General features: G+C 71.6%; 22 protein-coding genes. 12 read left to right on the forward strand and 10 right to left on the reverse strand.

Annotation, left to right across the window (positions count from 1 at the left end):
- Positions 1-206 precede the first annotated feature (206 nt).
- From rpsB to ESG85_RS09175, 9 genes are all read left to right on the forward strand, one after another.
- On the forward strand, positions 207-1,091 hold the full coding sequence (gene rpsB, locus ESG85_RS09135) for a 30S ribosomal protein S2 (protein WP_128977545.1): 885 nt from the start codon (positions 207-209) through the stop codon (positions 1,089-1,091).
- Between the two features lie 111 nt (positions 1,092-1,202).
- Positions 1,203-2,039 carry a translation elongation factor Ts gene (gene tsf / locus ESG85_RS09140; protein WP_128977546.1) on the forward strand — a complete coding sequence of 279 codons (837 nt, stop codon included), beginning with the start codon at positions 1,203-1,205 and terminating at the stop codon, positions 2,037-2,039.
- Between the two features lie 157 nt (positions 2,040-2,196).
- Positions 2,197-2,961 (forward strand): UMP kinase, encoded by a 765-nt coding sequence (pyrH, locus tag ESG85_RS09145; protein WP_128977547.1) that lies wholly within the window; start codon positions 2,197-2,199, stop codon positions 2,959-2,961.
- 134 nt (positions 2,962-3,095) lie between these two features.
- Positions 3,096-3,653, forward strand: a complete 558-nt coding sequence (gene frr / locus ESG85_RS09150; RefSeq protein WP_128977548.1) for a ribosome recycling factor — start codon at positions 3,096-3,098, stop codon at positions 3,651-3,653.
- The gene (locus ESG85_RS09155) at positions 3,653-4,762 is read left to right on the forward strand and encodes a phosphatidate cytidylyltransferase (protein WP_128977549.1); all 1,110 of its coding nucleotides are present in this window, start codon (positions 3,653-3,655) and stop codon (positions 4,760-4,762) included. The genes frr and ESG85_RS09155 overlap by 1 nt, the downstream gene beginning before the upstream one ends.
- 171 nt (positions 4,763-4,933) lie before the next feature.
- Positions 4,934-6,046 carry a dual-specificity RNA methyltransferase RlmN gene (rlmN, locus tag ESG85_RS09160; RefSeq protein ID WP_128977550.1) on the forward strand — a complete coding sequence of 371 codons (1,113 nt, stop codon included), beginning with the start codon at positions 4,934-4,936 and terminating at the stop codon, positions 6,044-6,046.
- A gap of 219 nt (positions 6,047-6,265) precedes the next feature.
- The gene (locus tag ESG85_RS09165; RefSeq protein WP_128977551.1) at positions 6,266-7,363 is read left to right on the forward strand and encodes a thiamine ABC transporter substrate-binding protein; all 1,098 of its coding nucleotides are present in this window, start codon (positions 6,266-6,268) and stop codon (positions 7,361-7,363) included.
- Positions 7,364-7,404: 41 nt separating this feature from the next.
- Positions 7,405-9,018, forward strand: coding sequence for an ABC transporter permease (locus tag ESG85_RS09170; RefSeq protein WP_128977585.1), 1,614 nt, complete (start codon positions 7,405-7,407; stop codon positions 9,016-9,018).
- The gene (locus ESG85_RS09175; protein ID WP_128977552.1) at positions 9,018-10,046 is read left to right on the forward strand and encodes an ABC transporter ATP-binding protein; all 1,029 of its coding nucleotides are present in this window, start codon (positions 9,018-9,020) and stop codon (positions 10,044-10,046) included. The genes ESG85_RS09170 and ESG85_RS09175 overlap by 1 nt, the downstream gene beginning before the upstream one ends.
- Positions 10,047-10,083: 37 nt before the next feature.
- Here ESG85_RS09175 and ESG85_RS09180 read toward each other — a convergent pair whose 3' ends face one another.
- From ESG85_RS09180 to ESG85_RS09210, 7 genes are all read right to left on the reverse strand, one after another.
- Positions 10,084-11,628: an MFS transporter gene (locus ESG85_RS09180; protein ID WP_246094897.1), complete on the reverse strand. Its 1,545-nt coding sequence runs from the start codon at positions 11,626-11,628 to the stop codon at positions 10,084-10,086.
- Positions 11,629-11,769: 141 nt separating this feature from the next.
- Positions 11,770-12,783 (reverse strand): hypothetical protein, encoded by a 1,014-nt coding sequence (locus ESG85_RS09185; RefSeq protein WP_128977554.1) that lies wholly within the window; start codon positions 12,781-12,783, stop codon positions 11,770-11,772.
- An 82-nt stretch (positions 12,784-12,865) separates the two neighbouring features.
- Positions 12,866-13,969: an LOG family protein gene (locus ESG85_RS09190; RefSeq protein ID WP_128977555.1), complete on the reverse strand. Its 1,104-nt coding sequence runs from the start codon at positions 13,967-13,969 to the stop codon at positions 12,866-12,868.
- Positions 13,970-14,088: 119 nt separating this feature from the next.
- Complete coding sequence (locus ESG85_RS09195; RefSeq protein ID WP_128977556.1) at positions 14,089-15,171, reverse strand: hypothetical protein; 1,083 nt, start codon at positions 15,169-15,171, stop codon at positions 14,089-14,091.
- Positions 15,153-15,881, reverse strand: a complete 729-nt coding sequence (locus ESG85_RS09200; RefSeq protein ID WP_128977557.1) for an ABC transporter ATP-binding protein — start codon at positions 15,879-15,881, stop codon at positions 15,153-15,155. Before ESG85_RS09200 ends, ESG85_RS09195 begins: the two co-directional genes overlap by 19 nt.
- Before the next feature lie 224 nt (positions 15,882-16,105).
- Positions 16,106-17,506: an aspartate aminotransferase family protein gene (locus tag ESG85_RS09205; RefSeq protein WP_164986201.1), complete on the reverse strand. Its 1,401-nt coding sequence runs from the start codon at positions 17,504-17,506 to the stop codon at positions 16,106-16,108.
- Positions 17,491-17,982: an Lrp/AsnC family transcriptional regulator gene (locus ESG85_RS09210; RefSeq protein WP_181018995.1), complete on the reverse strand. Its 492-nt coding sequence runs from the start codon at positions 17,980-17,982 to the stop codon at positions 17,491-17,493. Before ESG85_RS09210 ends, ESG85_RS09205 begins: the two co-directional genes overlap by 16 nt.
- 206 nt (positions 17,983-18,188) lie before the next feature.
- On the opposite strand from ESG85_RS09210, the gene ESG85_RS09215 reads away from it, so the two are divergent.
- The 3 genes from ESG85_RS09215 (at position 18,189) to ESG85_RS09225 (ending at position 21,771) form a co-directional block, all read left to right on the forward strand.
- Complete coding sequence (locus ESG85_RS09215) at positions 18,189-19,625, forward strand: gamma-aminobutyraldehyde dehydrogenase (protein ID WP_128977559.1); 1,437 nt, start codon at positions 18,189-18,191, stop codon at positions 19,623-19,625.
- A 154-nt stretch (positions 19,626-19,779) separates the two neighbouring features.
- Positions 19,780-20,967 carry an extracellular solute-binding protein gene (locus ESG85_RS09220; RefSeq protein ID WP_128977560.1) on the forward strand — a complete coding sequence of 396 codons (1,188 nt, stop codon included), beginning with the start codon at positions 19,780-19,782 and terminating at the stop codon, positions 20,965-20,967.
- A gap of 240 nt (positions 20,968-21,207) precedes the next feature.
- The gene (locus tag ESG85_RS09225; protein ID WP_128977561.1) at positions 21,208-21,771 is read left to right on the forward strand and encodes a hypothetical protein; all 564 of its coding nucleotides are present in this window, start codon (positions 21,208-21,210) and stop codon (positions 21,769-21,771) included.
- 7 nt (positions 21,772-21,778) lie between these two features.
- On the opposite strand, the gene ESG85_RS09230 is transcribed toward ESG85_RS09225, so the two are convergent.
- Genes ESG85_RS09230 through ESG85_RS09240 form a run of 3 tightly spaced genes read right to left on the reverse strand, consistent with a single transcriptional unit; the run spans position 21,779 to position 24,301 of the window.
- Positions 21,779-22,570, reverse strand: a complete 792-nt coding sequence (locus tag ESG85_RS09230; protein ID WP_128977562.1) for an SAM-dependent methyltransferase — start codon at positions 22,568-22,570, stop codon at positions 21,779-21,781.
- Positions 22,567-23,256, reverse strand: coding sequence for a glycerophosphodiester phosphodiesterase (locus tag ESG85_RS09235; RefSeq protein WP_128977563.1), 690 nt, complete (start codon positions 23,254-23,256; stop codon positions 22,567-22,569). Before ESG85_RS09235 ends, ESG85_RS09230 begins: the two co-directional genes overlap by 4 nt.
- A 19-nt stretch (positions 23,257-23,275) precedes the next feature.
- Positions 23,276-24,301 (reverse strand): adenosine deaminase, encoded by a 1,026-nt coding sequence (locus ESG85_RS09240; RefSeq protein ID WP_128977564.1) that lies wholly within the window; start codon positions 24,299-24,301, stop codon positions 23,276-23,278.
- Between the last annotated feature and the right edge of the window lie 9 nt (positions 24,302-24,310).

The following is a 24,310-nucleotide window of genomic DNA, read 5'->3' on the forward strand; positions in this document are numbered from 1 at the left end:
TCTGTGGACAACTGCCGGGTTGTGGACAACGCCGTCACCCGGTGCCTTCGGGGTCCCGTACACTTTCCATGGCGACCCGGGTCACCGGGTCGACTTCGCACGCCCCGCCATCGGTCTCATCCGCGGGTGGCAGCGCCGATCGGTCCCTTGTGGCACGGCGCGTCGGGGCGTCAGGACACAACCGATCAACCCAAGGAGATACGGCCATGGCCGTCGTCACGATGCGGGAGCTGCTGGAGAGCGGCGTCCACTTCGGTCACCAGACCCGTCGCTGGAACCCGAAGATGAAGCGCTTCATCTTCACCGAGCGCAACGGCATCTACATCATCGACCTGCTCCAGTCGCTGTCGTACATCGACCGCGCCTACGAGTTCGTCAAGGAGACCGTCGCGCACGGCGGCTCCATCATGTTCGTCGGTACGAAGAAGCAGGCCCAGGAGGCCATCGCCGAGCAGGCGACGCGTGTCGGCATGCCGTACGTCAACCAGCGCTGGCTGGGTGGCATGCTCACCAACTTCTCGACCGTCTACAAGCGTCTGCAGCGCCTCAAGGAGCTCGAGCAGATCGACTTCGAGGACGTGGCCGCCTCCGGCCTCACCAAGAAGGAGCTCCTGGTCCTCTCCCGCGAGAAGGCCAAGCTGGAGAAGACCCTCGGTGGTATCCGCGAGATGCAGAAGGTGCCGAGCGCCGTCTGGATCGTCGACACCAAGAAGGAGCACATCGCCGTCGGTGAGGCGCGCAAGCTCCACATCCCGGTCGTCGCTATCCTCGACACCAACTGCGACCCCGACGAGGTCGACTACAAGATCCCGGGCAACGACGACGCGATCCGTTCCGTCACCCTGCTCACCCGCGTGATCGCCGACGCCGTCGCCGAGGGCCTCATCGCCCGCTCCGGCGCCGCTGCCGGTGACCAGAAGCCGGGCGAGAAGGCCGCGGGCGAGCCGCTCGCCGAGTGGGAGCGCGACCTGCTCGAGGGCGAGAAGAAGGCCGACGAGGCTCCGGCCGCCGCCGAGGCGCCCGCTGCCGAGGCGCCGGCCGCCGAGGCCCCGGCTGCCGAGGCTCCGGCCGCCGACGCCGAGCAGGCCTGACCCTTCCGGTCCCTCAGGACCTTCGGGTGACGACGGCGGGGGCCCACGAAGCCTCCGCCGTCCACCCGTGGACCCGCCCGATCTTTCAGACTTCGAGAGAGAAACAGACTCATGGCGAACTACACCGCCGCTGACGTCAAGAAGCTCCGCGAGCTCACCGGCGCCGGCATGATGGACTGCAAGAAGGCCCTGGACGAGGCCGACGGCGACGTCGACAAGGCCGTCGAGGCCCTGCGCATCAAGGGCCAGAAGGGCGTCGCCAAGCGCGAGGGCCGCTCCGCCGAGAACGGCGCCGTGGTCTCCATCATCGCCGACGACAACACCTCCGGCGTGCTGGTCGAGCTGAAGTGCGAGACGGACTTCGTCGCCAAGGGTGACAAGTTCCTCGCCGTCGCCAACGCTCTCGCCGCGCACGTCGCCGCCACCACCCCGGCGGACATCCAGGCCCTGCTCGCCTCCGAGATCGAGGCCGGCAAGACCGTCCAGGCGTACGTCGACGAGGCCAACGCCAACCTCGGCGAGAAGATCGTCCTCGACCGCTTCGCGCAGTACGCCGACGGCTACGTCTCCGCGTACATGCACCGCACGATGCCCGACCTGCCGCCGCAGATCGGTGTCCTCGTCGAGCTCGACAAGGAGAACGCCGAGGTCGCGAAGGGTGTCGCGCAGCACATCGCCGCGTTCGCCCCGAAGTACCTGGACAAGGACGACGTCCCGGCCGACGTCGTCGAGTCCGAGCGCCGCATCGCCGAGGAGACCACCCGCGCCGAGGGCAAGCCCGAGGCCGCGATCGCGAAGATCGTCGAGGGTCGCGTCAACGGCTTCTTCAAGGACGCCACGCTGCTCGGTCAGCCGTACGCCCTTGACAACAAGAAGACCGTCAAGCAGATCCTGGACGAGGCCGGCGTCACCCTGAAGCGCTTCACCCGCATCAAGGTCGGCATCTGAGTCCGTACGCAACGGACACCGGACCCCGGTAGGGTCTGAAGCAGCCGCCCGCCCGCGCGCGGGACGGCCGCAGATCTGACGAGGAGGCCATTGCCGTACGGGACACCGCAAGGACCCCAGGCAATGGCCTTCTTCGTATGTGCACGAGGAGATCTCCATGAATCAGGGCGCCGCTCAGGGCGACGACAACAACGGCAAAATGGCCGGACGCTTCATGCTGAAGCTGTCCGGTGAGGCTTTCTCCGGAGGCACCGGCCTCGGGGTCGACCCGGATGTCGTGCACGCCATCGCGCGCGAGATCGCGGCCGTCGTCCGCGACGGCGCCCAGATCGCGATCGTGATCGGCGGCGGCAACTTCTTCCGTGGCGCCGAGCTCCAGCAGCGCGGCATGGACCGGGCCCGCTCCGACTACATGGGCATGCTCGGCACCGTGATGAACTGCCTCGCCCTCCAGGACTTCCTGGAGAAGGAAGGCATCGACTCGCGCGTCCAGACCGCCATCACCATGGGCCAGGTCGCCGAGCCGTACATTCCGCTGCGGGCCGTGCGCCACCTGGAGAAGGGCCGCGTGGTCATCTTCGGCGCCGGCATGGGCATGCCGTACTTCTCCACCGACACCACCGCCGCCCAGCGTGCCCTGGAGATCGACGCCCAGGCACTCCTCATGGGCAAGAACGGTGTCGACGGCGTGTACGACTCCGACCCGAAGGCCAACCCGGACGCGGTCAAGTTCGACGCGCTGGAGTACGGCGAGGTGCTGTCCCGCAACCTGAAGGTCGCCGACGCCACCGCCATCACCCTGTGCCGGGACAACACCCTTCCGATCCTCGTGTTCGAGCTGCTCGCCGAGGGCAATATCGCTCGCGCGGTGAAGGGTGAGAAGATCGGCACGCTCGTGAGCGACCAGGGCACCCGGGCCTGACCCGAACCGGGAACCGCCCCGCGAGGGGGCCCCACCCCGTCCGTCGGGGGGACGGTCCCCGCGAGGGGGATGGACAGAGCCCTGCCGGTCGTACACCGTGCAGGACACAACGCGACGACACGCAGGAGCAAGTGGTGATCGAAGAGACCCTCCTCGAGGCCGAGGAGAAGATGGAGAAGGCCGTCGTGGTCGCCAAGGAGGACTTCGCCGCGATCCGCACCGGCCGTGCGCACCCGGCGATGTTCAACAAGATCGTGGCCGACTACTACGGTGCTGTCACCCCCATCAACCAGCTGGCGTCGTTCTCGGTGCCGGAGCCGCGCATGGCCGTGGTGACGCCGTTCGACAAGAGCGCGCTGCGCAACATCGAGCAGGCCATCCGCGACTCGGACCTGGGCGTCAACCCGAGCAACGACGGCAACATCATCCGTGTGGTGTTCCCCGAGCTGACCGAGGAGCGCCGCAAGGAGTACATCAAGGTCGCCAAGGGCAAGGCCGAGGACTCGAAGATCTCGATCCGTTCGGTGCGCCGCAAGGCCAAGGAGTCCATCGACAAGCTCGTCAAGGACGGCGAGGTCGGCGAGGACGAGGGCCGCCGCGCGGAGAAGGAGCTGGACGACACCACCGCGAAGTACGTGGCGCAGGTGGACGAGCTGCTCAAGCACAAGGAAGCCGAGCTCCTCGAGGTCTGATGAACGACTCTTCCTGGGGGTCCCCGGCCGGATCCGGCTTCGTGGGGCCCGACCAGGGGCCTGCCCCGGCGGGTCCCGCGTACGACGGGCGGCAGGCGGCGCAGACTCGGCCCATGCCCATCGTGTCCGACGTTCCCGCCGGCGACAACCAGGACGATCACGACCGGGGGGCCGCTCTGCCGAGCGGTCCCCTGTTCCGTGACGAGCCGCCGCACGAGCACCCGCAGGAGCCCATGTCCAGCCCCGCCCAGCCGCCGCACGCTCCTTCGCCCCGGCAGCAGCCGCGGCAGAAGAAGAGCGCGGGCCGTGACCTGGGCGCGGCGATAGGGGTCGGCGTGGGGCTCGGCGCGGTCATCATCGCGTCGCTGTTCATCTGGAAGCCGGCGTTCGTCGGGGTGATAGCGGTCGCCGTGGTGGTCGGCCTGTGGGAGCTGACCTCCCGTCTCCAGGAGCGCAAGGGCATCAGGGCACCGCTGGTTCCGCTCGCGGTCGGCGGCGCGGCGATGGTCGTCGCCGGGTACGTGCGGGGCGCGGAGGGCGCGTGGGTGGCGATGGCGCTCACGGCGCTCGCCGTCCTCGTGTGGCGGATGACGGAGCCGCCGGAGGGCTACCTGAAGGACGTCACGGCGGGCGTGTTCGCGGCGTTCTACGTGCCGTTCCTGGCGACGTTCGTGGCGCTGCTGCTGACCGCGGACGACGGTCCGCAGCGGGTGCTGACGTTCCTGCTGCTCACGGTGGTCAGCGACACGGGCGCGTACGCGGTCGGCTGGCGGTTCGGGAAGCACAAGCTGGCGCCGCGGATCAGCCCGGGGAAGACCCGGGAGGGTCTGCTCGGGGCGGTGGCGTTCGCGATGGCGGCGGGTGCGCTGTGCATGGAGTTCCTGATCGACGGGGGCAGCTGGTGGCAGGGTCTGCTGCTGGGGCTCGCGGTCGCGGCGAGTGCGACGCTCGGTGATCTGGGCGAGTCGATGATCAAGCGGGATCTCGGGATCAAGGACATGGGCACGCTGCTGCCCGGTCACGGCGGGATCATGGACCGCCTGGACTCGCTGCTGCCGACGGCGCCCGTGGTGTGGCTGCTGATGGTGCTGTTCGTGGGCAGTGCTTGACAACGACCAGGTACCCTGGAAGGGCCCGTGGCGTGACGCCGCGGGCCCTTCGTCGTCCTCGCCGCCGCGGGGACGGTCCCGTGAGGTCTCCTGGCCCCGGCATCGTCGTGCCGTGCTCCCCGCCGCCGTGGGGATGCCGCCAGACCTCGTCGTCCTGAGGAGACTGCCGTCGTGGCCCGCCCGCTTCCCGGAGAACTCACTTTCGTCGCCCCGCGCGGAGCCAAGCAGCCCCCGCGGCACCTCGCCGACCTCTCGCCCGCCGAGCGCAAGGAGGCGGTGGCCGCGATCGGCGAGAAGCCGTTCCGCGCCAAGCAGCTGTCCACGCACTACTTCGCGCGGTACGCGCACGACCCGGCGGAGTGGACCGACATCCCGGCCGCCTCGCGCGAGAAGCTCGCGGGGGAACTGCTGCCCGATCTGATGTCGGTGGTGCGGCACGTCTCGTGCGACGACGACACCACCCGCAAGACGCTGTGGCGGCTGCACGACGGCACGTTCGTGGAGTCGGTGCTCATGCGCTACCCGGACCGGGTGACCATGTGCATCTCCTCGCAGGCCGGCTGCGGCATGAACTGTCCGTTCTGTGCGACGGGCCAGGCCGGTCTCGACCGGAACCTGTCGACCGCGGAGATCGTGCACCAGATCGTCGACGGCATGCGGGCCCTGCGGGACGGTGAGGTACCGGGCGGGCCGGCGCGGCTGAGCAACATCGTGTTCATGGGGATGGGCGAGCCGCTCGCGAACTACAAGCGGGTCGTCGGTGCGATCCGCCGGCTGACGGACCCCGAGCCGGACGGTCTCGGCCTGTCGCAGCGCGGCATCACCGTGTCCACGGTCGGTCTGGTGCCGGCGATGCTGCGGTTCGCGGACGAGGGCTTCAAGTGCCGGCTCGCGGTGTCGCTGCACGCGCCGGACGACGAGCTGCGGGACACGCTGGTGCCGGTGAACACCCGCTGGAAGGTCCGCGAGGTCCTCGACGCGGCCTGGGAGTACGCGGAGAAGTCCGGGCGCCGGATCTCCATCGAGTACGCGCTGATCCGCGACATCAACGACCAGGCGTGGCGTGGCGACCTGCTGGGCCGGCTGCTGAAGGGCAAGCGGGTGCACGTCAACCTGATCCCGCTGAACCCGACGCCCGGCTCCAAGTGGACGGCGTCGCGTCCCGAGGACGAGAAGGCGTTCGTCGAGGCCATCGCCGCCCATGGCGTGCCGGTCACCGTCCGTGACACCCGCGGCCAGGAGATCGACGGTGCCTGTGGACAGCTGGCGGCCGCCGAACGCTGACCTAGTACTCTGAGCTCGAACACATCTGCATATTCCGACAGGGGAGCGCCACAGCGCTGAGAGTGCGGCACCGTCAGGCCGCAGACCCTCTGAACCTCGCCCAGGTCATTCTGGGTAGGAAGTTCGGTCGTACCTCGAGCTGTTGCGCTCTGCCCGCGTCCGCCGCCCGGACGCGGGCAGAGCCGCGTCTCTTCCTGGTCACCCCCAGGAGGAATCCACGTGAACACCAAGAAGGCCGCTGCCGTCGCGCTCGTCGCGGCGCTCGGCGTCACCAGCCTCGCCGCGTGCGGCGGCGGCAACGGCGACAAGGGCAAGGCCGACGGCGCGTCGCCCGCGCCCAAGACCGTCACCCTCGTCAGCCACGACTCGTTCAACGCCTCCGAGGAGGTGCTCGCCGAGTTCACGAAGCAGACCGGTCTCACGGTCAAGGTGCTGAAGAGCGGCGACGCGGGCGAGGCCGTCAACAAGGAGATCCTGACCAAGGGCTCCCCGCAGGGCGACGTCTTCTTCGGCATCGACAACACGCTGCTGTCCCGCGCCCTCGACAACGGCATCTTCGTCCCGTACGAGGCGAAGGGCCTGGACCGGATCCCGGCGGCGCTGCAGCTCGACAAGGAGCAGCACCGGGTCACGCCGATCGACTCCGGCGACATCTGCGTCAACTACGACAAGCAGTACTTCGCCGACAAGAAGCTGGCGCCGCCGCAGACCCTGGACGACCTGGCGAAGCCGGCGTACAAGGACCTCCTCGTCGTCGAGAACCCCGAGCGGTCCTCCCCGGGCCTCGGTTTCCTCCTCGGCACCGTCGCGAAGTACGGCGACGACGGCTGGCAGGACTACTGGAAGAAGCTCAAGGCCAACGGGGTGAAGACGGTCGACAGCTGGGAGCTGGCCTACGACCAGGAGTTCTCCGGCTCCGCCGGCGGCAGGAAGGCCAAGGGCGACCGTCCGCTCGTCGTCTCCTACGCCTCGTCCCCGCCGGTCGAGGTGCTGTACGCGAAGCCGCAGCCCAAGGTGGCGCCGACCGGCGTGTCCACCGGCACCTGCTTCCGGCAGACCGAGTTCGCGGGCCTGCTGGACGGGGCGAAGAACCCCGAGGGCGGCAAGAAGCTGATCGACTTCCTGATCTCGAAGAAGTTCCAGGACGACCTGCCGCTGCAGATGTTCGTCAACCCCGTCACGAACGACGCGACGCTCCCGGAGCTGTTCACCCGGCACGGAGTGGTGATCGACCAGCCGTACGCGATGGAGCCGAAGAAGATCGCCGACAACCGTGAGCAGTGGATCCAGCAGTGGACCTCGCTCGTCCTGAAGTAGTCGTCCCGGACCGGCGGGGAAGCGCGGCGCGGCTGGGCCTGATGGTCCTGCCCGTCGGCTTCTTCGCCGTGTTCTTCGCCTGGCCCGTGGTCTCGATCGTGGAGCGCGGGCTCAGGCCGGACGGCCGCTGGGAGCTCGGCGGGTTCGGCGAGACGCTGACCCGGCCGGAGATCCTGGACGTCCTGTGGTTCACGCTGTGGCAGGCGCTCGCCTCCACGGCGCTGACGCTGCTCGTCGCGCTGCCCGGCGCGTACGTCTTCGCCCGGTTCGACTTTCCCGGCAAGCGGGTGCTGCGGGCCGTGGTGACCGTGCCGTTCGTGCTGCCGACGGTGATGGTCGGCACGGCGTTCCTGGCGCTGGTGGGGCGCCGGGGGCTGCTCGACGCGTGGTGGGGCGTGCGGCTCGACACGTCCGTGTGGGCGATCCTCCTCGCCCATGTCTTCTTCAACTACGCGGTCGTCGTCCGTACGGTCGGCGGCCTGTGGGCGCAGCTCGACCCGCGCCAGGAGGAGGCAGCCCGGGTCCTCGGCGCCTCCCGGTTCCGTGCCTGGCGGACGGTGACGCTGCCGGCGCTCGCGCCGTCGGTGGCGGCCGCCGCGCTGATGGTGTTCCTGTTCACGGCGAGCTCCTTCGGCATCGTGCAGATCCTCGGCGGCCCCGCGTACTCCACGCTGGAGACCGAGATCTACCGGCAGACCGCCGACCGGCTCCAGCTGTCCACGGCCGCGGTCCTCACGATGGTGCAGTTCGTGGCCGTCGGCGTGATCCTCGCCGTGCACGCCCGGACCGTACGGCGGCGGGAGACCGCGCTGCGGCTGGTGGCGGCGGAGCGCACCGCCCGCCGGCCGCGCGGCGCCGGCCAGTGGGCGCTCCTCGGCGGCGTGCTGCTGTCGGTGGCGCTGCTGATCCTCGCCCCGCTCGGCGTGCTCGTCGAGCGTTCCTTCGCCACGCCGGACGGCTACGGCCTGGACTACTACCGGGCGCTGCAGGAGGTCGGCGACAACGGCACCTTCCTCGTGCCGATGACGGACACCATCGTCAACTCGCTGGAGTACGCGCTCGCCGCGACCGCCGTGGCCGTGACCGTCGGCGGTCTCGCCGCGGCGGCCCTGACCCGGCGGGCGGGACGGCTGGTGCGCGGCTTCGACGCGCTGCTCATGCTGCCGCTGGGGGTGTCCGCCGTCACCGTCGGCTTCGGTTTCCTCATCACCCTCGACGAGCCGCCGCTGGACCTGCGGGCCAGCTGGATCCTCGTCCCGCTCGCCCAGGCGCTGGTCGGCGTGCCGTTCGTGGTCCGCATCATGCTGCCGGTGCTGCGCGCGGTCGACGAGCGGCTCCGCGAGGCGGCGGCCGTGCTCGGCGCCTCGCCGTGGCGGGCGTGGCGCGAGGTGGACCTGCCGCTGGTGCGGCGTGCCCTGCTCGTCGCCGCCGGGTTCGCGTTCGCGGTGTCCCTCGGCGAGTTCGGGGCGACCGTGTTCATCGCCCGCCCCGACAACCCGACCCTGCCGGTCGCCGTCGCCCGGCTCCTCGGCCGGCCCGGTGAGCTCAACTACGGCCAGGCGATGGCCCTTTCGACGATTCTCATGGTGGTGTGCGCGGTGTCCCTGCTGCTCCTGGAACGGCTCCGCACCGACCGGACCTCGGGGGAGTTCTGATGCTGACGCTGACCGGTGCGACCGTACGCTTCGGGGCCCGTGCCGTCCTCGACGCGGTGGACCTGGAGGTCGCCGACCACGAGATCGTGTGCGTGCTCGGGCCCAGCGGCAGCGGCAAGTCGACGCTGCTGCGGGCCGTCGCGGGTCTGCAGGCGCTGGACGGCGGACGGGTGCTGCTCGACGGCGCCGACCAGACGGGCGTGCCGGTGCACCGGCGCGGCGTCGGCCTGATGTTCCAGGACCACCAGCTGTTCCCGCAGCGGGACGTCGCCGGGAACGTCGCCTTCGGGCTGCGCATGCACGGCGTCGGCACGGCCGAACGGGGCGCCCGCGTCGAGGAGCTGCTGGATCTGGTGGGTCTGCCCGGTGCCGGGCGGCGGGCCGTGTCCTCCCTGTCCGGCGGCGAGCAGCAGCGCGTCGCGCTCGCCCGCGCGCTCGCGCCCCGGCCCCGGCTCCTGATGCTCGACGAGCCGCTCGGCCAGCTCGACCGCGGCCTGCGGGAGCGGCTCGTCACCGAACTCCGCCGGCTCTTCCGGCAGTTGGGCACCACCGTGCTCGCCGTCACCCACGACCAGGGCGAGGCGTTCGCGCTCGCCGACCGGGTCGTGGTCATGAACGACGGACGGATCGCCCAGTCCGGTACGCCTCTCGACGTGTGGCGGTCCCCGGCCTCCGCGTTCGTCGCCCGCTTCCTCGGCTTCGACAACATCGTCCCGGCCACGGTCACCGGCGCGGCCGCCGACACCGTCTGGGGCAAGGTTCCCGTCCCCGACGGCTCTCCGCAGGGCGAGCGGCTCCTCCTGATCCGCCCGGCCGGCGTCCGCGTCACCGCCGCCGGCGAGGGCCTCGGCTGTCACGTCGCCGCCCGCACCTTCCGTGGCGGGCACGTCGCCGTCACCCTCCGCCCCGCCGAAGGCCCCCTCCTGGAGGCGGAGTTCCCGCTGCGGGACGCACCGGAGGCGGGCGCCGAGGTGGACGTGGAGTTCCGGGCGGAGGACGTCGTCGTCCTCGACGGCGAGGACGCCTAGGCACGTCGACGGGCCTTCCGCACCGCGAGGGCGGGTTTCAGGGCGCCGGGGCCCGAGGGGTGGTGTCCGTCGGTTCGGCCCGTTCCTCTCCCGGGGCGCGGTCGCCGGGGTGGCGTACGGCGAAGAGGAAACCGATGCCGAGGGCGATCGCCATGCCGTAGAAGACCCACTGGTTGGCCTGCGCGAAGTCCGTCCGGATGGCCGACATGGCGTCCCGCGTGGCCTCCGCGGCCCGGCTCGAGCCCGTCGGCGGGGTGGAGTCGCCGTGGCCGGCGACGGATTCGCTGATGCTGCGGGCGATGTCGCCCGCCTGCGCGGACGGCACGCCGCGTGCCCGGAGGGTGTCCACGACGTTGTCCGTCATCACCCGCGTCAGGAGGGTGCCGAAGACGGCCATGCCGACGCTGGCCGCGTAGTTGCGAACCGTCTGGGTGATGCCCGTGACCTCCCCGTACGACGGGCCGATGGCCCGGTTCACCGCGTCCGTGGACGCGGGCGCGAGGATGAAGCCGATGCCGGCCCCGGCGAGGGCGGCGTAGGGCCACTGGTCGTGCATGGAGAGGTTCGTCAGGTTACCCGCCCACAGGGCGAAGCCGACGGCCCCGACGACCGTGCCCAGCTTCAGCGCCGGGCGCGCGCCCCGCTTGTCGAGGATCCGTCCGCCCCACTGCGACGCGATGGCGAAGCCGGCGAAGAAGTACAGCAGGAACAGCGCGGCCTGGTTGGGGGAGGCGCTGAGGGAGACCTGCGCGTACACGGAGGAGAAGAAGAACACCGGGACGAAGGCCAGCATGGCGAAGAACAGCACGGCCACGTCGATCGAGAACGCCTTGTCCCGGAACACCCGCAGATCGATCAGCGGGTGCTCGGGCCGGCGCTCGTACCACACGAAGACGCCGAGCACGGCAAGCCCGCCCAGGACGCAGAGCCACGTCGCCGCGCTGCCCCAGCCCCAGGCCCACGCCTGCTGGAAGCCGAGGACGCTCAGGCCCATGCCGACGGCGATGAGCGCCGCCCCCGGCACGTCCAGCGTCCCGTGGCGCGGGCGGTCCGCGATGTGCGCGAGGGCGGTGAGCACGAGGGCGACGACGGCCACGGGGACGTTGACCCAGAACACGGCCCGCCAGGTCCACGAGGCCGTGAGCCAGCCGCCGAGCAGCGGGCCGACGGCCGTGAGCGCGCCCGACACGCCGAAGAACAGGGCGAGGGCGCGCCCGCGCCGCTCGACGGGGAAGACGGCGACGACCACGGCCAGCGCGGCCGGGAAGAGCAGGGCGGCACCGAGCCCCTGGAGGGCGCGGAAGACGATGAGCCACGTCTGCGCGACGCCGGTGTCGGGGACACAGCCGCACAGGACCGACGCGACGACGAAGACGAGGGTGCCGGCCACGACGACGCGCCGTGGCCCGTACAGGTCCGCCAGCCGCCCTCCGAGGGCGAAGAACGCCGCGAGGGCGAGCAGGTAGGCGTTGACGACCCACTGCATGCCCGAGCTCGTGAGGTCCAGCTCGCGGACGATGTCCGGAGCGGCGATGGACACGATCGTCTGGTCGATGAAGGTCATCGCCACCGCGAACATCATCGCCGCCAGTGCCACGGTGTGGTTCGCAGCCCGTGCGGGCCGTACCGCCCCTGCGGCGCCGGGTCCGGAACCGGATGCCGGTTGGTTGCTCACCCTGACCAGTGTGATCCGGATCGCGTCGTTCCGCATCGCGCGGGGTGATCAGGACGCCGAGAAGCCCCGGTCCGCCAGCGCGCGCAGCCACGGGCGGACGGCCGGGATGCGGGCCAGGGTCTCCCGGTAGGCGTGGTGGTCGGGCCGGAAGACGTGCCACGGGTGGTCGGGCAGCGGATAGTCGTCGCGCAGCACGCCCTCCGGCAGGGTCCCGGACGACGGCAGCGGCGAGGTCTCGCCGGGCAGCGCCAGATACGCCCACACGCCGTCGGCCAGCGGGACGGGCAGCGCGCCACCCACCGGCTGCCAGGACCCGCCCGTCTCCGGGCCGTACGGTACGAGGACGATGTCGGCGCCGTCCCCGGGCAGCCCCGGACCGGCCAGGCCCACGGTCCTCGCCGCCGGCCCGGCCGGCAGCAGCCGGTCGAGGACCGGACCGAACACCTCGGTGAGCAGGCCGTCGGGAAGGACCGGGCGGACGCCGCCGGAGGCGGCCACGATCCGGGCCAGCGCGGCCCCCGTCGCCGCCTCCCACACGTGACTCCAGCCGCCCGAGGGGTCGATCGGCGGCAGCGGCACGAACTCCCTGGCGGGCGCCGGGAGTCCGGTGGGCACCCGGCGCACGGTGTCCGGTTCGATCCACACCGCCTGCCACAGGCCGCAGTCGTCCACCCGGGAGGCGACGAGTGCCCCGCAGCCCGCGCACGCCATGCTGGGCAGCTCGCCCACGCACATGCCCAGGCACGAGTCGCCCGAGTGCTCCGGTATCAGCCGGGTGCCGCGGACGTCGCCCGGTGCGACGACGATCCGGTTCCGCGCCCCGAAGGACAGCGGCCAGACGGGGACGAACAGCCCGCGGGCGGTGGTCTCCGCCTCCGGCACCTCCTCCCAGGGCCGGAACGGAGGCCCCGACGGCTCGGGGTCCACCGCATAGGTGCCGGGTGCCATCAGCGGAGGCATCGGCTGGTGCCCGTAGGACAGGTGGGCCTCGACCGGGAGCGGGACCCGCGTCAGCGGCACCGTCAGTTCCGCGCCGCAGCCGGCGCACACGAACACGTCCATCGCCGGGGATTGTGCCCGTCCGCCCGTCCCGGGCCAAGCGGATTTCCGTCCGGCCGCGGCCCCGCCCCCGGACCCCGCCGGACTACGGTGCGGCGGTGAGACGTTCCAGGGTCTGCGGGACCTCGTCGACCGAGTCGACCAGGGCGATCCGTGCCGCCATCGGCCGGCCCTCCGCGAGGGCGGTGAGCAGCGGCCAGGCCGGCAGGCGGTCGGTCCAGTGGGCGCGGTCCACCAGGACCATCGGGGTCGGGGCGGTGCCCTCGGCGTAGTAGTTCGGGGTGGCGTCGTCGAAGATCTCCTGGACGGTGCCGGCCGCGCCCGGCAGGAAGACGACTCCCGCGGTGGAGCGGGCCAGCAGGCCGTCCTCGCGGGTGGCGTTGGCGAAGTACTTGCCGATCCGGGCCGCGAACGCGTTCGGCGGCTCGTGCCCGTAGAACCAGGTGGGGATGCCGGCCGAGTCGCCGCCGCGCGGCCAGCGGGCCCGTACCTCGAAGGCGGCGCGCGCCCAGTCGGTGATCGACGGGACGAAGGACGGGGCCTTCGCGAGGAGTTCCAGGGCCTCGTCGAGGACCGCGTCGGGCAGCGGCGCGGTGTAGGCGCCCAGGTTGGCCGCTTCCATGGCGCCCGGGCCGCCGCCCGTCGCCACCGTCAGACCGGCCCGGGTCAGGGCGCGGCCGAGGCGGGCCGTGCCCGCGTACGGGGCGCCGCCGCGGACCATGGCGTGCCCGCCCATCACGCCCACCACCCGCCTGCCCGCGAGCGCCTCGTCGAGGGCGTCCGAGATGGCGTCGTCGTGCAGCGAGCGCAGCATCGAGGAGAAGATGTCGCCGTCGGCGCGGGTCCGCAGGAACCAGGCGTACGAGAGGGCGTCCGGCGTCTCCTCGTACGGGCGGGCCGTGATCCCCTCGTACAGCTCGGCGGGCGAGTAGAGCCGGGCCCGGTACGGGTCGAAGGGCAGGTCCGGCACGGGCGGGAAGACCAGCGCCCCGTCGGCGCGGACCTTCGCCGCGGCCTCGGGCTGCATGGGGCAGCCGAGGAACACGGCGTCGGCGGTGGACGCGGAGAGCAGCGCGAACGTGCGGTCGGTGAGGTCCACGGACTGGATCCGGCGGCCGCGCAGCGAGCCGCCGGCGGCGAGCACCGCGTCGAACTCGGCGGCCGAGTGGATCTCGCGCTCGTGACTCATGCGCCCACGATAGGCCGGGGCCGGGCGCCCGGCCCCGGCCGCCGGGCGGTCTCGGCCCGCGGAGGGGATGGCGCGGCAGGGCAACGGCCGGCCAGGTATCCGCCCCGCCGCCGGGCGGTTCAGCCGCGCAGGGGGACGGCCGCCAGGGCTCCCACCGCCCAGGTGAGGGGGACGAAGACGGCGAGCAGGATGCCCGCGCGCAGGAGGGCCGTGGTGCGCAGGACAGTCGGTGGGGCGCCGAGGCGGAGCAGGGCCTCGGTGGTGTGGGTGCGGGCCTGCTTGGACTCCAGGGCCGCCGAGAGCAGGGTCGCGGTGGTGCAGCCGACGACGAGGGCGGTGCCCAGCCAGGTCAGCGGGCCGAGGGAGCCGCCGTTGACCGCGTAGCCGGCGACCGCGCCGGATCCGACGGCGCAGACGACGCCCAGCGGGCGGCCGATGCGACGGGACTCGTCCATGAGGACCCGGCCGGCGAGGAGCCGTACGGCGCCGGGGCGGACCATCTGGAGGAGCCGGCCGCACCCGTGGGTGAGGCCCGGGCCGACCATCGCGAGGCCGACGGCGGTGAGGGCCCAGCCGGCGAGGACGCCGCCGCCGTCGCCGCGGGCCGCGTACGTCTCGACGGCGAGGCCCACGGCGAGCAGCGCCACGCCCCAGGGGAGGCCGGCGGTGGGCGACGGGTCGGTGGCGGCGGGCTTGCGCGGGCGGAGGGCCAGGCCGGCGGCCGTGGCGGCGGTGACGGGGACGATCGCGAGGAGGGTGAGGGCCGCGGCGAGCGGGATGGGCCGGCCGGCGGCGAGCAGCTCGGCCGCGGCGCCGTCGAACGGCAGGCCGGTGAGGTCGCCGCGCAGGTGCAGGTAGAAGAGCAGGGCGACGGAGGAGCCGAGCGTGCAGGCGACGGCCGTGGAGGTCGCGGCGATGGCGGTGAGCCGCCCGGGGCCGAGGCCGATCGCGGACAGGCCGGGGCGCGGCCTGGTGCTGGGGTCGGTGCGGGCCACGGCGACCGCGAACTGCACCGTCGCGGCGAGCGGCAGCGCGCACCACAGCAGGCGCAGGACGGCGTCGGAGGAGTCGCGGGGGTGGCCGACGGCGTAGCCGAGGGCGCACAGCAGGAGGAAGCCCACCCCGGCGGAGGCCGTGGCGACGAGGAGCCTGCGCAGCTGGACGACGGGGTGGGTGCCGCGGACTAGACGGAGAGCGAGCACGCGGTGACGCCCTCCGCCCCGTCGGCCGGTGTGACGGAGCCGACGCGGCGGCCGTCGAGCAGTGCCACCGTGCGGTCGGCGAGCGCGGCGACCTCGGGGTCGTGGGTCGCGAGCAGCACGGTGATGCCGTGCGAGCGGGCCGCCGCGGTGAGGGTGCGCAGCACCTGCGCGCCGTCGGCGCGGTGCAGCGTCGCGGTGGGTTCGTCGGCGAAGAGCACCGACGGCGTGGTGACGAGGGCGCGGGCGATGGCGATGCGCTGGCGCTGCGACTGGGTGAGCGCCGCCGGGCGCTTGCGGGCCGCGGCGCCGATGTCGAGGCGTTCCAGCCACTCGGTGGCGGCGGTCCTGGCCGCGCGGTGGGAGACGCCGCGCAGCAGCAGGGGCAGGGCGGTGTTCTCCCAGCCGTTGAGTTCGGGGACGAGACCCGGCTCGGGGTCGATCCAGCCGAAGCGGTCGCGGCGCAGCCGCTCGCGCTGGGCGGTGTTCATGGTGTGGACGGGTGCGCTGTTGAACCAGACCTCGCCCTCCTGGGCGACGGCCTGCCCGGACAGGCAGCGCATCAGGGTGGTCTTGCCGCTGCCGCGGGGGCCGACGACGGCGAGGATCTCGCCTTCGCGGACGCCGACGGAGACGCCGGTCAGCACGTCCGAGCCGCCGAGGGAGCAGCGCAGGGAACGTGCCCAGAGCACGTCGTTGTCCGGTGGGGCCATCGCGTACACCTCGATGTCGAAGCCAGTCCGTGTGCGTTCCCCCGTCCGGGGGAACGAATGGGCGGGCCGGTCGGTCACTGGGGTCTTCCCGGCACCGTAAGGATTCCGATCGGGTTGTACGGACAGCACACGGCCCGGGCCGCCGCCATCCACTCGGATGGCGGCATGCCCGGGCCGGGGTCACGCCGTGAGGGCGGCGTGAGGCTCGCTGACGTCAGGAACGGTCAGAGCTTCGTCCACGCCTCGGTGAGGGTGGCGCGGAGGATCTGCTCGATCTCGTCGAACGTGGACTGGTCCGAGATCAGCGGCGGGGCCAGCTGGATGACCGGGTCGCCACGGTCGTCGGCGCGGCAGTACAGGCCGTTGTCGAAGAGGGCCTTGGAGAGGAAGCCGTAGAGGACGCGCTCGGTCTCCTCCTCGTTGAAGGACTCCTTGGTGGCCTTGTCCTTGACGAGCTCGATGCCGTAGAAGAAGCCGTTGCCGCGGACGTCGCCGACGATCGGCAGGTCGTGCAGCTTCTGCAGCGTGGAGAGGAAGTTGCCCTCGTTGTCCAGCACGTGCTGGTTGAGCTTCTCCTTCTCGAAGATGTCGAGGTTGGCGAGGCCGACGGCCGCGGAGACCGGGTGGCCGCCGAAGGTGTAGCCGTGCAGGAAGGTGTTGTCGCCCTTGTAGAACGGCTCGGCGAGGCGGTCGGAGATGATGCAGGCGCCGATCGGGGAGTAGCCGGAGGTCATGCCCTTCGCGCAGGTGATCATGTCCGGCACGTAGCCGAACTTGTCGCAGGCGAAGGTGGTGCCGAGGCGGCCGAAGGCGCAGATGACCTCGTCGGAGACGAGCAGCACGTCGTACTTGTCGCAGATCTCGCGGACCCGCTGGAAGTAGCCGGGCGGCGGCGGGAAGCAGCCGCCGGCGTTCTGCACCGGCTCGAGGAAGACGGCGGCGACGGTGTCGGGGCCCTCGAAGAGGATCTGCTGCTCGATCTGGTCGGCGGCCCAGCGGCCGAAGGCCTCCGGGGAGACGCCGGAACCCTCGTCGAGGAAATCGGGCGCGCGGTAGATGTTGGTGTTCGGCACCTTGTGCGCGCCGGGCACCAGCGGCTCGAAGGGGGCCTTCAGGCCGGGCAGGCCGGTGATGGACAGGGCGCCCTGCGGGGTGCCGTGGTAGGCGACCGCACGCGAGATGACCTTGTACTTGGTGGGCTTGCCGACCAGCTTGAAGTACTGCTTGGCGAGCTTCCACGCGGTCTCGACGGCCTCGCCGCCACCGGTGGTGAAGAAGACCTTGTTGAGGTCGCCCGGGGCCTCGTTCGCGAGGCGCTCGGCCAGCTCGACGGCCTTGGGGTGGGCGTAGGACCACACCGGGAAGAAGGCGAGCTCCTTGGCCTGGCGGGCGGCGGTCTCGGCGAGCTCGGTGCGGCCGTGACCGGCCTGCACCACGAAGAGGCCGGCGAGGCCGTCGAGGTACTTCCGTCCCTTGTCGTCCCAGATGTAGGTGCCCTCACCGCGGACGATGGTGGGGACGGGGTTGTTCTCGTACGACGACATGCGGGTGAAGTGCATCCACAGGTGGTCGTAGGCGGACTTGGAGAGGTCGCGGGAGTTGCTCACGGCTATCGGGTTCCCCACATATAGGTCTGCTTCTTGAGCTTCAGGTAGACGAAGCTCTCGGTGGAGCGCACCCCGGGGAGGGTGCGGATGCGCTTGTTGATCACATCCAGGAGGTGGTCGTCGTCCTCGCAGACGACCTCCACCATGAGGTCGAAGGAGCCCGCGGTCATCACCACGTACTCGCATTCGGCCATGGCCGTCAGCGCGTCCGCGACCGGATCCAGGTCACCCTCGACGTTGATGCCGACCATCGCCTGGCGCCGGAAGCCCACGGTGAGCGGGTCGGTGACGGCGACGATCTGCATGACGCCCTGGTCGAGCAGCTTCTGGACGCGCTGCCGTACGGCGGCCTCGGAGAGGCCGACGGCCTTGCCGATGGCGGCGTAGGGGCGGCGTCCGTCCTGCTGGAGCTGCTCGATGATCGCCAGGGAGACGGCATCGATCGTCGGGGACGAACCGGTTCCGGTTCTGGGATGCGTGCTTTGACTGGCCACGACTTCACTGTGCACCGAACCTCGTCGGTCTGGCAAGCCCGGAGTGATGAAATTCGTTGTTCAGGGCTCTTGATCTCACTGAATCCGAAGTTGCGGGGGGTCGGCCCTGTTGAAAGCGTCGGTCACCCGGTTAGGCTGGGGTGTCTCGCCCATCGGGACACCGCACGACGGAGTGCGGAGACAGAACGTGACAGGAGGGGTGGCAAGTGACCACCGAGCTGCGCCGGCTGCGCAACTACATCAACGGGGAGTTCCGGGACGCGGCCGACGGCCGCACGATCGACGTGATCAACCCGGCCACCGGTGAGGTGTACGCCACCTCCCCGCTGTCCGGCCAGGCCGACGTCGACGCCGCCATGGAGGCCGCCGCGGCCGCCTTCCCCGCCTGGCGCGACACCACGCCGTCGGAGCGTCAGAAGGTCCTCCTGAAGATCGCGGACGCCTTCGAGGAGCGCGCCGAGGACCTGATCGCCGCCGAGGTCGAGAACACCGGCAAGCCGGTCGCCCTCACCGCGAGCGAGGAGATCCCGCCGATGGTGGACCAGATCCGCTTCTTCGCGGGTGCCGCCCGGATGCTCGAGGGCAAGTCCGCCGGCGAGTACATGGAGGGCATGACCTCGATCATCCGGCGCGAGCCGGTGGGTGTCTGTGCCCAGGTCGCGCCGTGGAACTACCCGATGATGATGGCCGTGTGGAAGTTCGCCCCGGCCCTCGCCGCGGGCAACACGGTCGTCCTCAAGCCCTCGGACACCACCCCGGCGTCGACCGTCCTGATGGCCGAGATCATCGGCTCCATCGTCCCCAAGGGCGTCTTCAACGTCCTCTGTGGCGACCGCGAGACGGGCCGCGCCATGGTCGAGCACCCGACCCCGGCGATGGCCTCCATCACCGGCTCCGTGCGCGCCGGCATGCAGGTCGCCGAGTCGGCGTCCAAGGACGTCAAGCGCGTCCACCTGGAGCTGGGCGGCAAGGCCCCGGTCGTGGTCTTCGAGGACACCGACATCGCCAAGGCCGTCGAGGACATCTCGGTGGCGGGCTTCTTCAACGCCGGCCAGGACTGCACCGCCGCCACCCGCGTGCTCGTGCACGAGTCCATCCACGACGAGTTCGTGGCCGCGCTCGCCAAGGCCGCGGCCGACACCAAGACCGGTCAGCCGGACGACGAGGACGTGCTCTACGGCCCGCTGAACAACGCCAACCAGCTGACGCAGGTCTCCGGCTTCATCGACCGCCTCCCGGCGCACGCCAAGGTCGAGGCCGGCGGCCACCGGGTCGGCGACAAGGGCTACTTCTACGCCCCGACCGTCGTCTCCGGCCTCAAGCAGGACGACGAGATCGTCCAGAACGAGGTCTTCGGCCCGGTCATCACCGTCCAGTCCTTCACCGACGAGGACCAGGCCGTCGCCTACGCCAACGGCGTGGAGTACGCCCTGGCCTCCTCGGTCTGGACGAAGGACCACGCCCGCGCGATGCGCATGTCCAAGGCGCTCGACTTCGGCTGCGTGTGGATCAACACCCACATCCCGCTCGTCGCCGAGATGCCGCACGGCGGCTACAAGAAGTCCGGCTACGGCAAGGACCTGTCGGCGTACGGCTTCGAGGACTACACGCGCATCAAGCACGTGATGACCTCGCTGGGCTGAGCCCCTCCGGCCCCTCCGGCCCCGGCGCCCACGGCGCCGTGCGACGCGGCCCCGGCACCCCGATCGGCATGATCGACAGGGTGTCGGGGCCGCGCCCGTCCGGTCGACGGAGCGTCCATTGCCCCCGCCGTGACCCCGCCGCGAAGCTGTCCGGGTGACAGCGACCACCAGGAAGAACCTCTCCCGCCGGGCCGTGCTGCGCGGCATCGGCGGCACCGGCGCCGCGGCGCTGCTCGCCGGCTGCGGAGTGCCGCCCGCCTTCGTGGAGCCGGAGGACCGCGCCGGCCGCGACCTGTCCGACCGGGAACGCGTGCTGCACTTCGCGAACTGGCCGCTCTACATCGACACCGACGACGACGACCCCTCGAAGCGGCCCACCCTGGACGCCTTCACGCGGCGCACCGGGATCTCCGTCCGCTACACCGAGGAGATCAACGACAACGACGAGTTCTTCGGCAAGATCAGCCCGGCCCTGACGAACCGCCAGGACACCGGCCGCGACCTCCTCGTCGTCAGCGACTGGATGGCCGCCCGCTTCGTCCGCCTCGGCTGGGTGCAGGAGATGGACCGCTCGAAGCAGCCGAACGTACGCCGGCACCTGGACCCGCTGCTGCGCTCGCCCGCCTTCGACGAGGGCCGCAGGCACGCCGTGCCCTGGCAGTCGGGCATCACGGGCATCGCGTACGACCGCCGGAGGCTCGGCCGGGAGATCCGCTCCACCAGCGAGCTGTGGGCCGACGACCTGCGCGGCAAGGTCACCCTGCTGTCCGGACTCGACGAGGCGATCCCGCTGCTCCTGCAGGGCGACGGCGTCGACGTCACCCGCTGGACCGCCGACGACTTCCACGCGGTCTGCGACCGGGTCGAGCGGCTCGTACGGAAGAAGCACATCCGGCGCTTCACCGGCAACGACTACATCAAGGACCTGTCGAACGGCGACGTCCTCGCCTGCCAGGCGTACTCCGGCGACGTCGTCCAGCTCCAGGCCGACAACCCGGACATCGTGTTCGTCGTGCCCGAGGAGGGCGCCGAACTCTGGGCCGAGTCGCTGATGATCCCCAACCGGGCGCGCCACAAGACCAGCGCCGAACGGCTCGTCGACTACTACTACGAGCCCGAGGTCGCCGCGGAGCTCGCCGCCTGGGTCGCCTACGTGTGCCCCGTGCCGGCCGCCCGCGACGTGCTCGCCGACTCCGGCGACGAGGAACTGGCCGCCCTGGCCGAGGACCCGCTGATCTTCCCCGACGACGCCATGCGCGCCCGGCTGGCCCTCGCCCGCGACGTCACCGCGGAGGAACGCGGCGAGTTCGCCAGGCGCTGGAACTCCCTCGTCGGGCTGTGAGGGGAGGAAGGACGACGACACGAGCTCCGAGGTGTTCCTGACGCGGTGCGAGCGGGGCGAGCCGGCGCCGCCCGGACCGGCCGTGGTGCGGGAGGCGCCGGACCCGTACGTGGTGGCCCGTGACGCCGACGGGCGGGAGCCGTACCCGGCGACGGTCGGCGGCGGCACGCACCCGCGGGCGGCCACCGTCCCCGCGCCCCCCATTTTTGAACGCGTTCATGTCGGGCGTAGGGTGGCCTCATGAGCGACACGAACGGGCCCAGAGCCCTTCTCAAGCGCATCCGCGTCTGGCTGGTCGTCTTCGTCGTCTGTCTGGTGCTCAGCGGGGTCACCGCCTTCCCGCTCGTCACCGAACTGCGCCTGCTGGACTCGGCGCTGGAGTCCTGGGCGGCCCCGGTGGCCGAGGCGCTGCCCGGTCTCGCCGAGTGGATCGACCGGGTCCGCGCCGGCCTCGAGGACGCCGACGCCGAAGCTCCCTTCCTCCTCTACGGCAACGACTGGCTGGCCTTCGCCCACCTCGTCATCGCCGTCGCCTTCTACGGCGTCCACCGCGACCCGGTCCGCAACGTCTGGGTCGTCGAATTCGGCATGATCGCCTGCGCCGGCATCATCCCGCTCGCCCTGATCTGCGGACCCATCCGTGACATCCCCTTCTGGTGGTCGGTGATCGACATGTCCTTCGGGGTCTTCGGCGTCATCCCGCTGCTCGTCCTCCGACGGCTGATCAAGCGGCTGGAGGCGGTGGGGACCGTGGACGCGCCGACGGCGGTCACGACGACGGCGGACCGTACGTCGCCGGCATGAGGTCCGGTTACGGCTTGCGGCCCACCGCGCCGAACTGGGCGACCTCGGTCGCCTCCGGGGCGCGCCAGCGGGCGCACGACACGATGCCCGGCTCCAGGAGGTCGAGTCCGTCGAGGAAGCGGGCGAACCCGGCCCGGCCGCGCGCCGTGATCGGCGGGGTGGCGTGGGCGTTCCAGAACTCCATCGCCGCGACGTTCGCCTCCCCGCCGAGGTCGGCGTCGTCCGTCGGATGGGTCAGGGCCAGGTACGACCCGGAGGGAACGGCGTTCATGAGGGTGCGGACGATCGAGCGGGCCTCGTCGCCGTCGAGGACGAAGTTGAGGATGCCCAGCATCAGGACGGCGACCGGCCGCTCGAGGTCCAGCGTTCCCGCCGCCGCCCGCAGGATCGCCTCCGGGTCGTGCGCGTCCGCGTCCACGTACTCCGTGACGCCCTCGGGCGAGCTGGTGAGCAGGGCGCGGGCGTGCGTCAGGACGATCGGGTCGTTGTCGACGTACACGATCCGCGACTCCGGGGCCACCCGCTGCGCCACCTCGTGGGTGTTGTCGGCGGTCGGCAGCCCCGTACCGATGTCGAGGAACTGGCGCACCCCGGCCTCCGCGGCCAGATGCGTCACCACCCGGCCCAGGAACGCCCGGTCGGCGCGCGCCACTTCGCCGATGCCCGGGTGGAGCGAGGTCACCTGGTCGCCGACGGCCCGGTCCACCGGGTAGTTGTCCTTGCCGCCCAGCCAGTAGTTCCAGACGCGGGCGTTGTGCGCGATGTCGGTGCGGATCCGGGCGTCCGTCCGGTCGTTCATGCCCGGCCCTTTCGCAGTACGGCGGCCAGCGTGTCGATCCGATTGGTCGTGATCGAGTCGACACCGTTCCTGATCAGCTTGCGCATGTTCCGGGCGGTGTCCGGGGTCCACACCGACACCAGCAGACCCGCCCGGTGCACCCGCTCCACCAGCTCCCGGCTCGCCAGCCCGAAGCGGTAGTTGAGCCACCGAGGGCGCACCGCGTCGAGCAGTACGGGGCGGGGCGGGGCCAGCGTGTTCCAGGTCAGCGCGATCTCCGCGTGCGGGTCGGCGGCCCGCACGTGCAGCATCGCCGTACCGCCCGCGCAGTAGTAGACCCGGTCGCCGGCCCCGCACTCGCGGACCGTGCCCACGATCGTGCGCACCGAACTCTCGTCCCCGCCCGGCAGGTCCAGCATCAGACGGTGCGGCCCCGCGGCGATCAGGGCCTCCCGGAGCGTGGGCACCCCGTCGGCGGTGACCTCGCGCAGCTCCTCCAGCGTCATCGTGCCCAGCGGCCGGTCGAAGCCCCACAGCCGCTTCAGGGAGTCGTCGTGCAGCAGGACGGGCATGCCGTCCTCGGTCAGGCGCACGTCGACCTCCACCGCGTCCGCCCCCCGCTCCAGCGCCGAGACGATCGAAGGGACGGTGTTCTCGCGAACGCGATAGGGGTCGCCGCGGTGGCCTACGACAGTGACGGGGTCCATGACCCCATTCTCCCGACGGTCACGCCGACAGCCACTGCTCCGTGTACGTGTCGATCTCCTCGCGCAGCCGCGCCTTGCCCGTCTCGTCCAGGAACGAGGCCTCCACCGCGTTCTTCGCGAGCGCGGCGAGACCGCGCTCGTCCAGGTCCAGGAGCCGGGCGGCCACGGCGTACTCGTTGTTCAGGTCCGTGCCGAACATCGGCGGGTCGTCGCTGTTGATCGTGACCAGGACGCCGGCCTCCACCATCCGCTTGATCGGGTGGTCCTCCAGGCGCTCCACCGCGCGCGTCGCGATGTTCGAGGTCGGGCACACCTCCAGCGCGATCCGGTGCTCCGCGAGGTGCGCGAGCAGCGCCGGGTCCTTCACCGAGCTGGTGCCGTGGCCGATGCGCTCCGCGCCCAGCTCGTTCAGCGCGTCCCAGACCGTCTCGGGGCCGGTCGTCTCGCCGGCGTGCGGGACGCTGCGCAGCCCGGCCGCGCGGGCCCGGTCGAAGTACGGCTTGAACTGCGGGCGCGGCACGCCGATCTCCGGGCCGCCGAGGCCGAAGGAGACCAGGCCCTCCGGGTGCAGCTCGACGGCGAGACGCGCGGTCTCCTCCGCCGCCTCCAGACCGGCCTCGCCGGGGATGTCGAAGCACCAGCGCAGCACCACGCCGAGTTCGGCCTCGGCCGCCTTGCGGGCGTCCTCGATCGCCGCCATGAACGCCCGCTCGTCGATGCCGCGGCGCGTGGAGCTGTACGGGGTGATGGTCAGCTCCGCGTAGCGGATGTTCTGCCGGGCCATGTCCCGGGCGACCTCGTACGTGAGGAGCCGGACGTCCTCCGGGGTGCGGACCAGGTCCACGACGGAGAGGTAGACCTCGATGAAGTGGGCGAAGTCCGTGAACGTGAAGTAGTCGGCGAGGGCGTCCGGATCCGTCGGAACCTTGGAGTCCGGGTGCCGGGCGGCCAGTTCGGCGACGATGCGGGGCGAGGCGGAGCCGACGTGGTGCACGTGCAGCTCGGCCTTCGGGAGCCCCGCGATGAAGGAGTGAAGGTCGGTCATCGGGTCATC

This window comes from Streptomyces roseicoloratus (assembly GCF_004117935.1).
GTDB lineage: Bacteria > Actinomycetota > Actinomycetes > Streptomycetales > Streptomycetaceae > Streptomyces > Streptomyces roseicoloratus.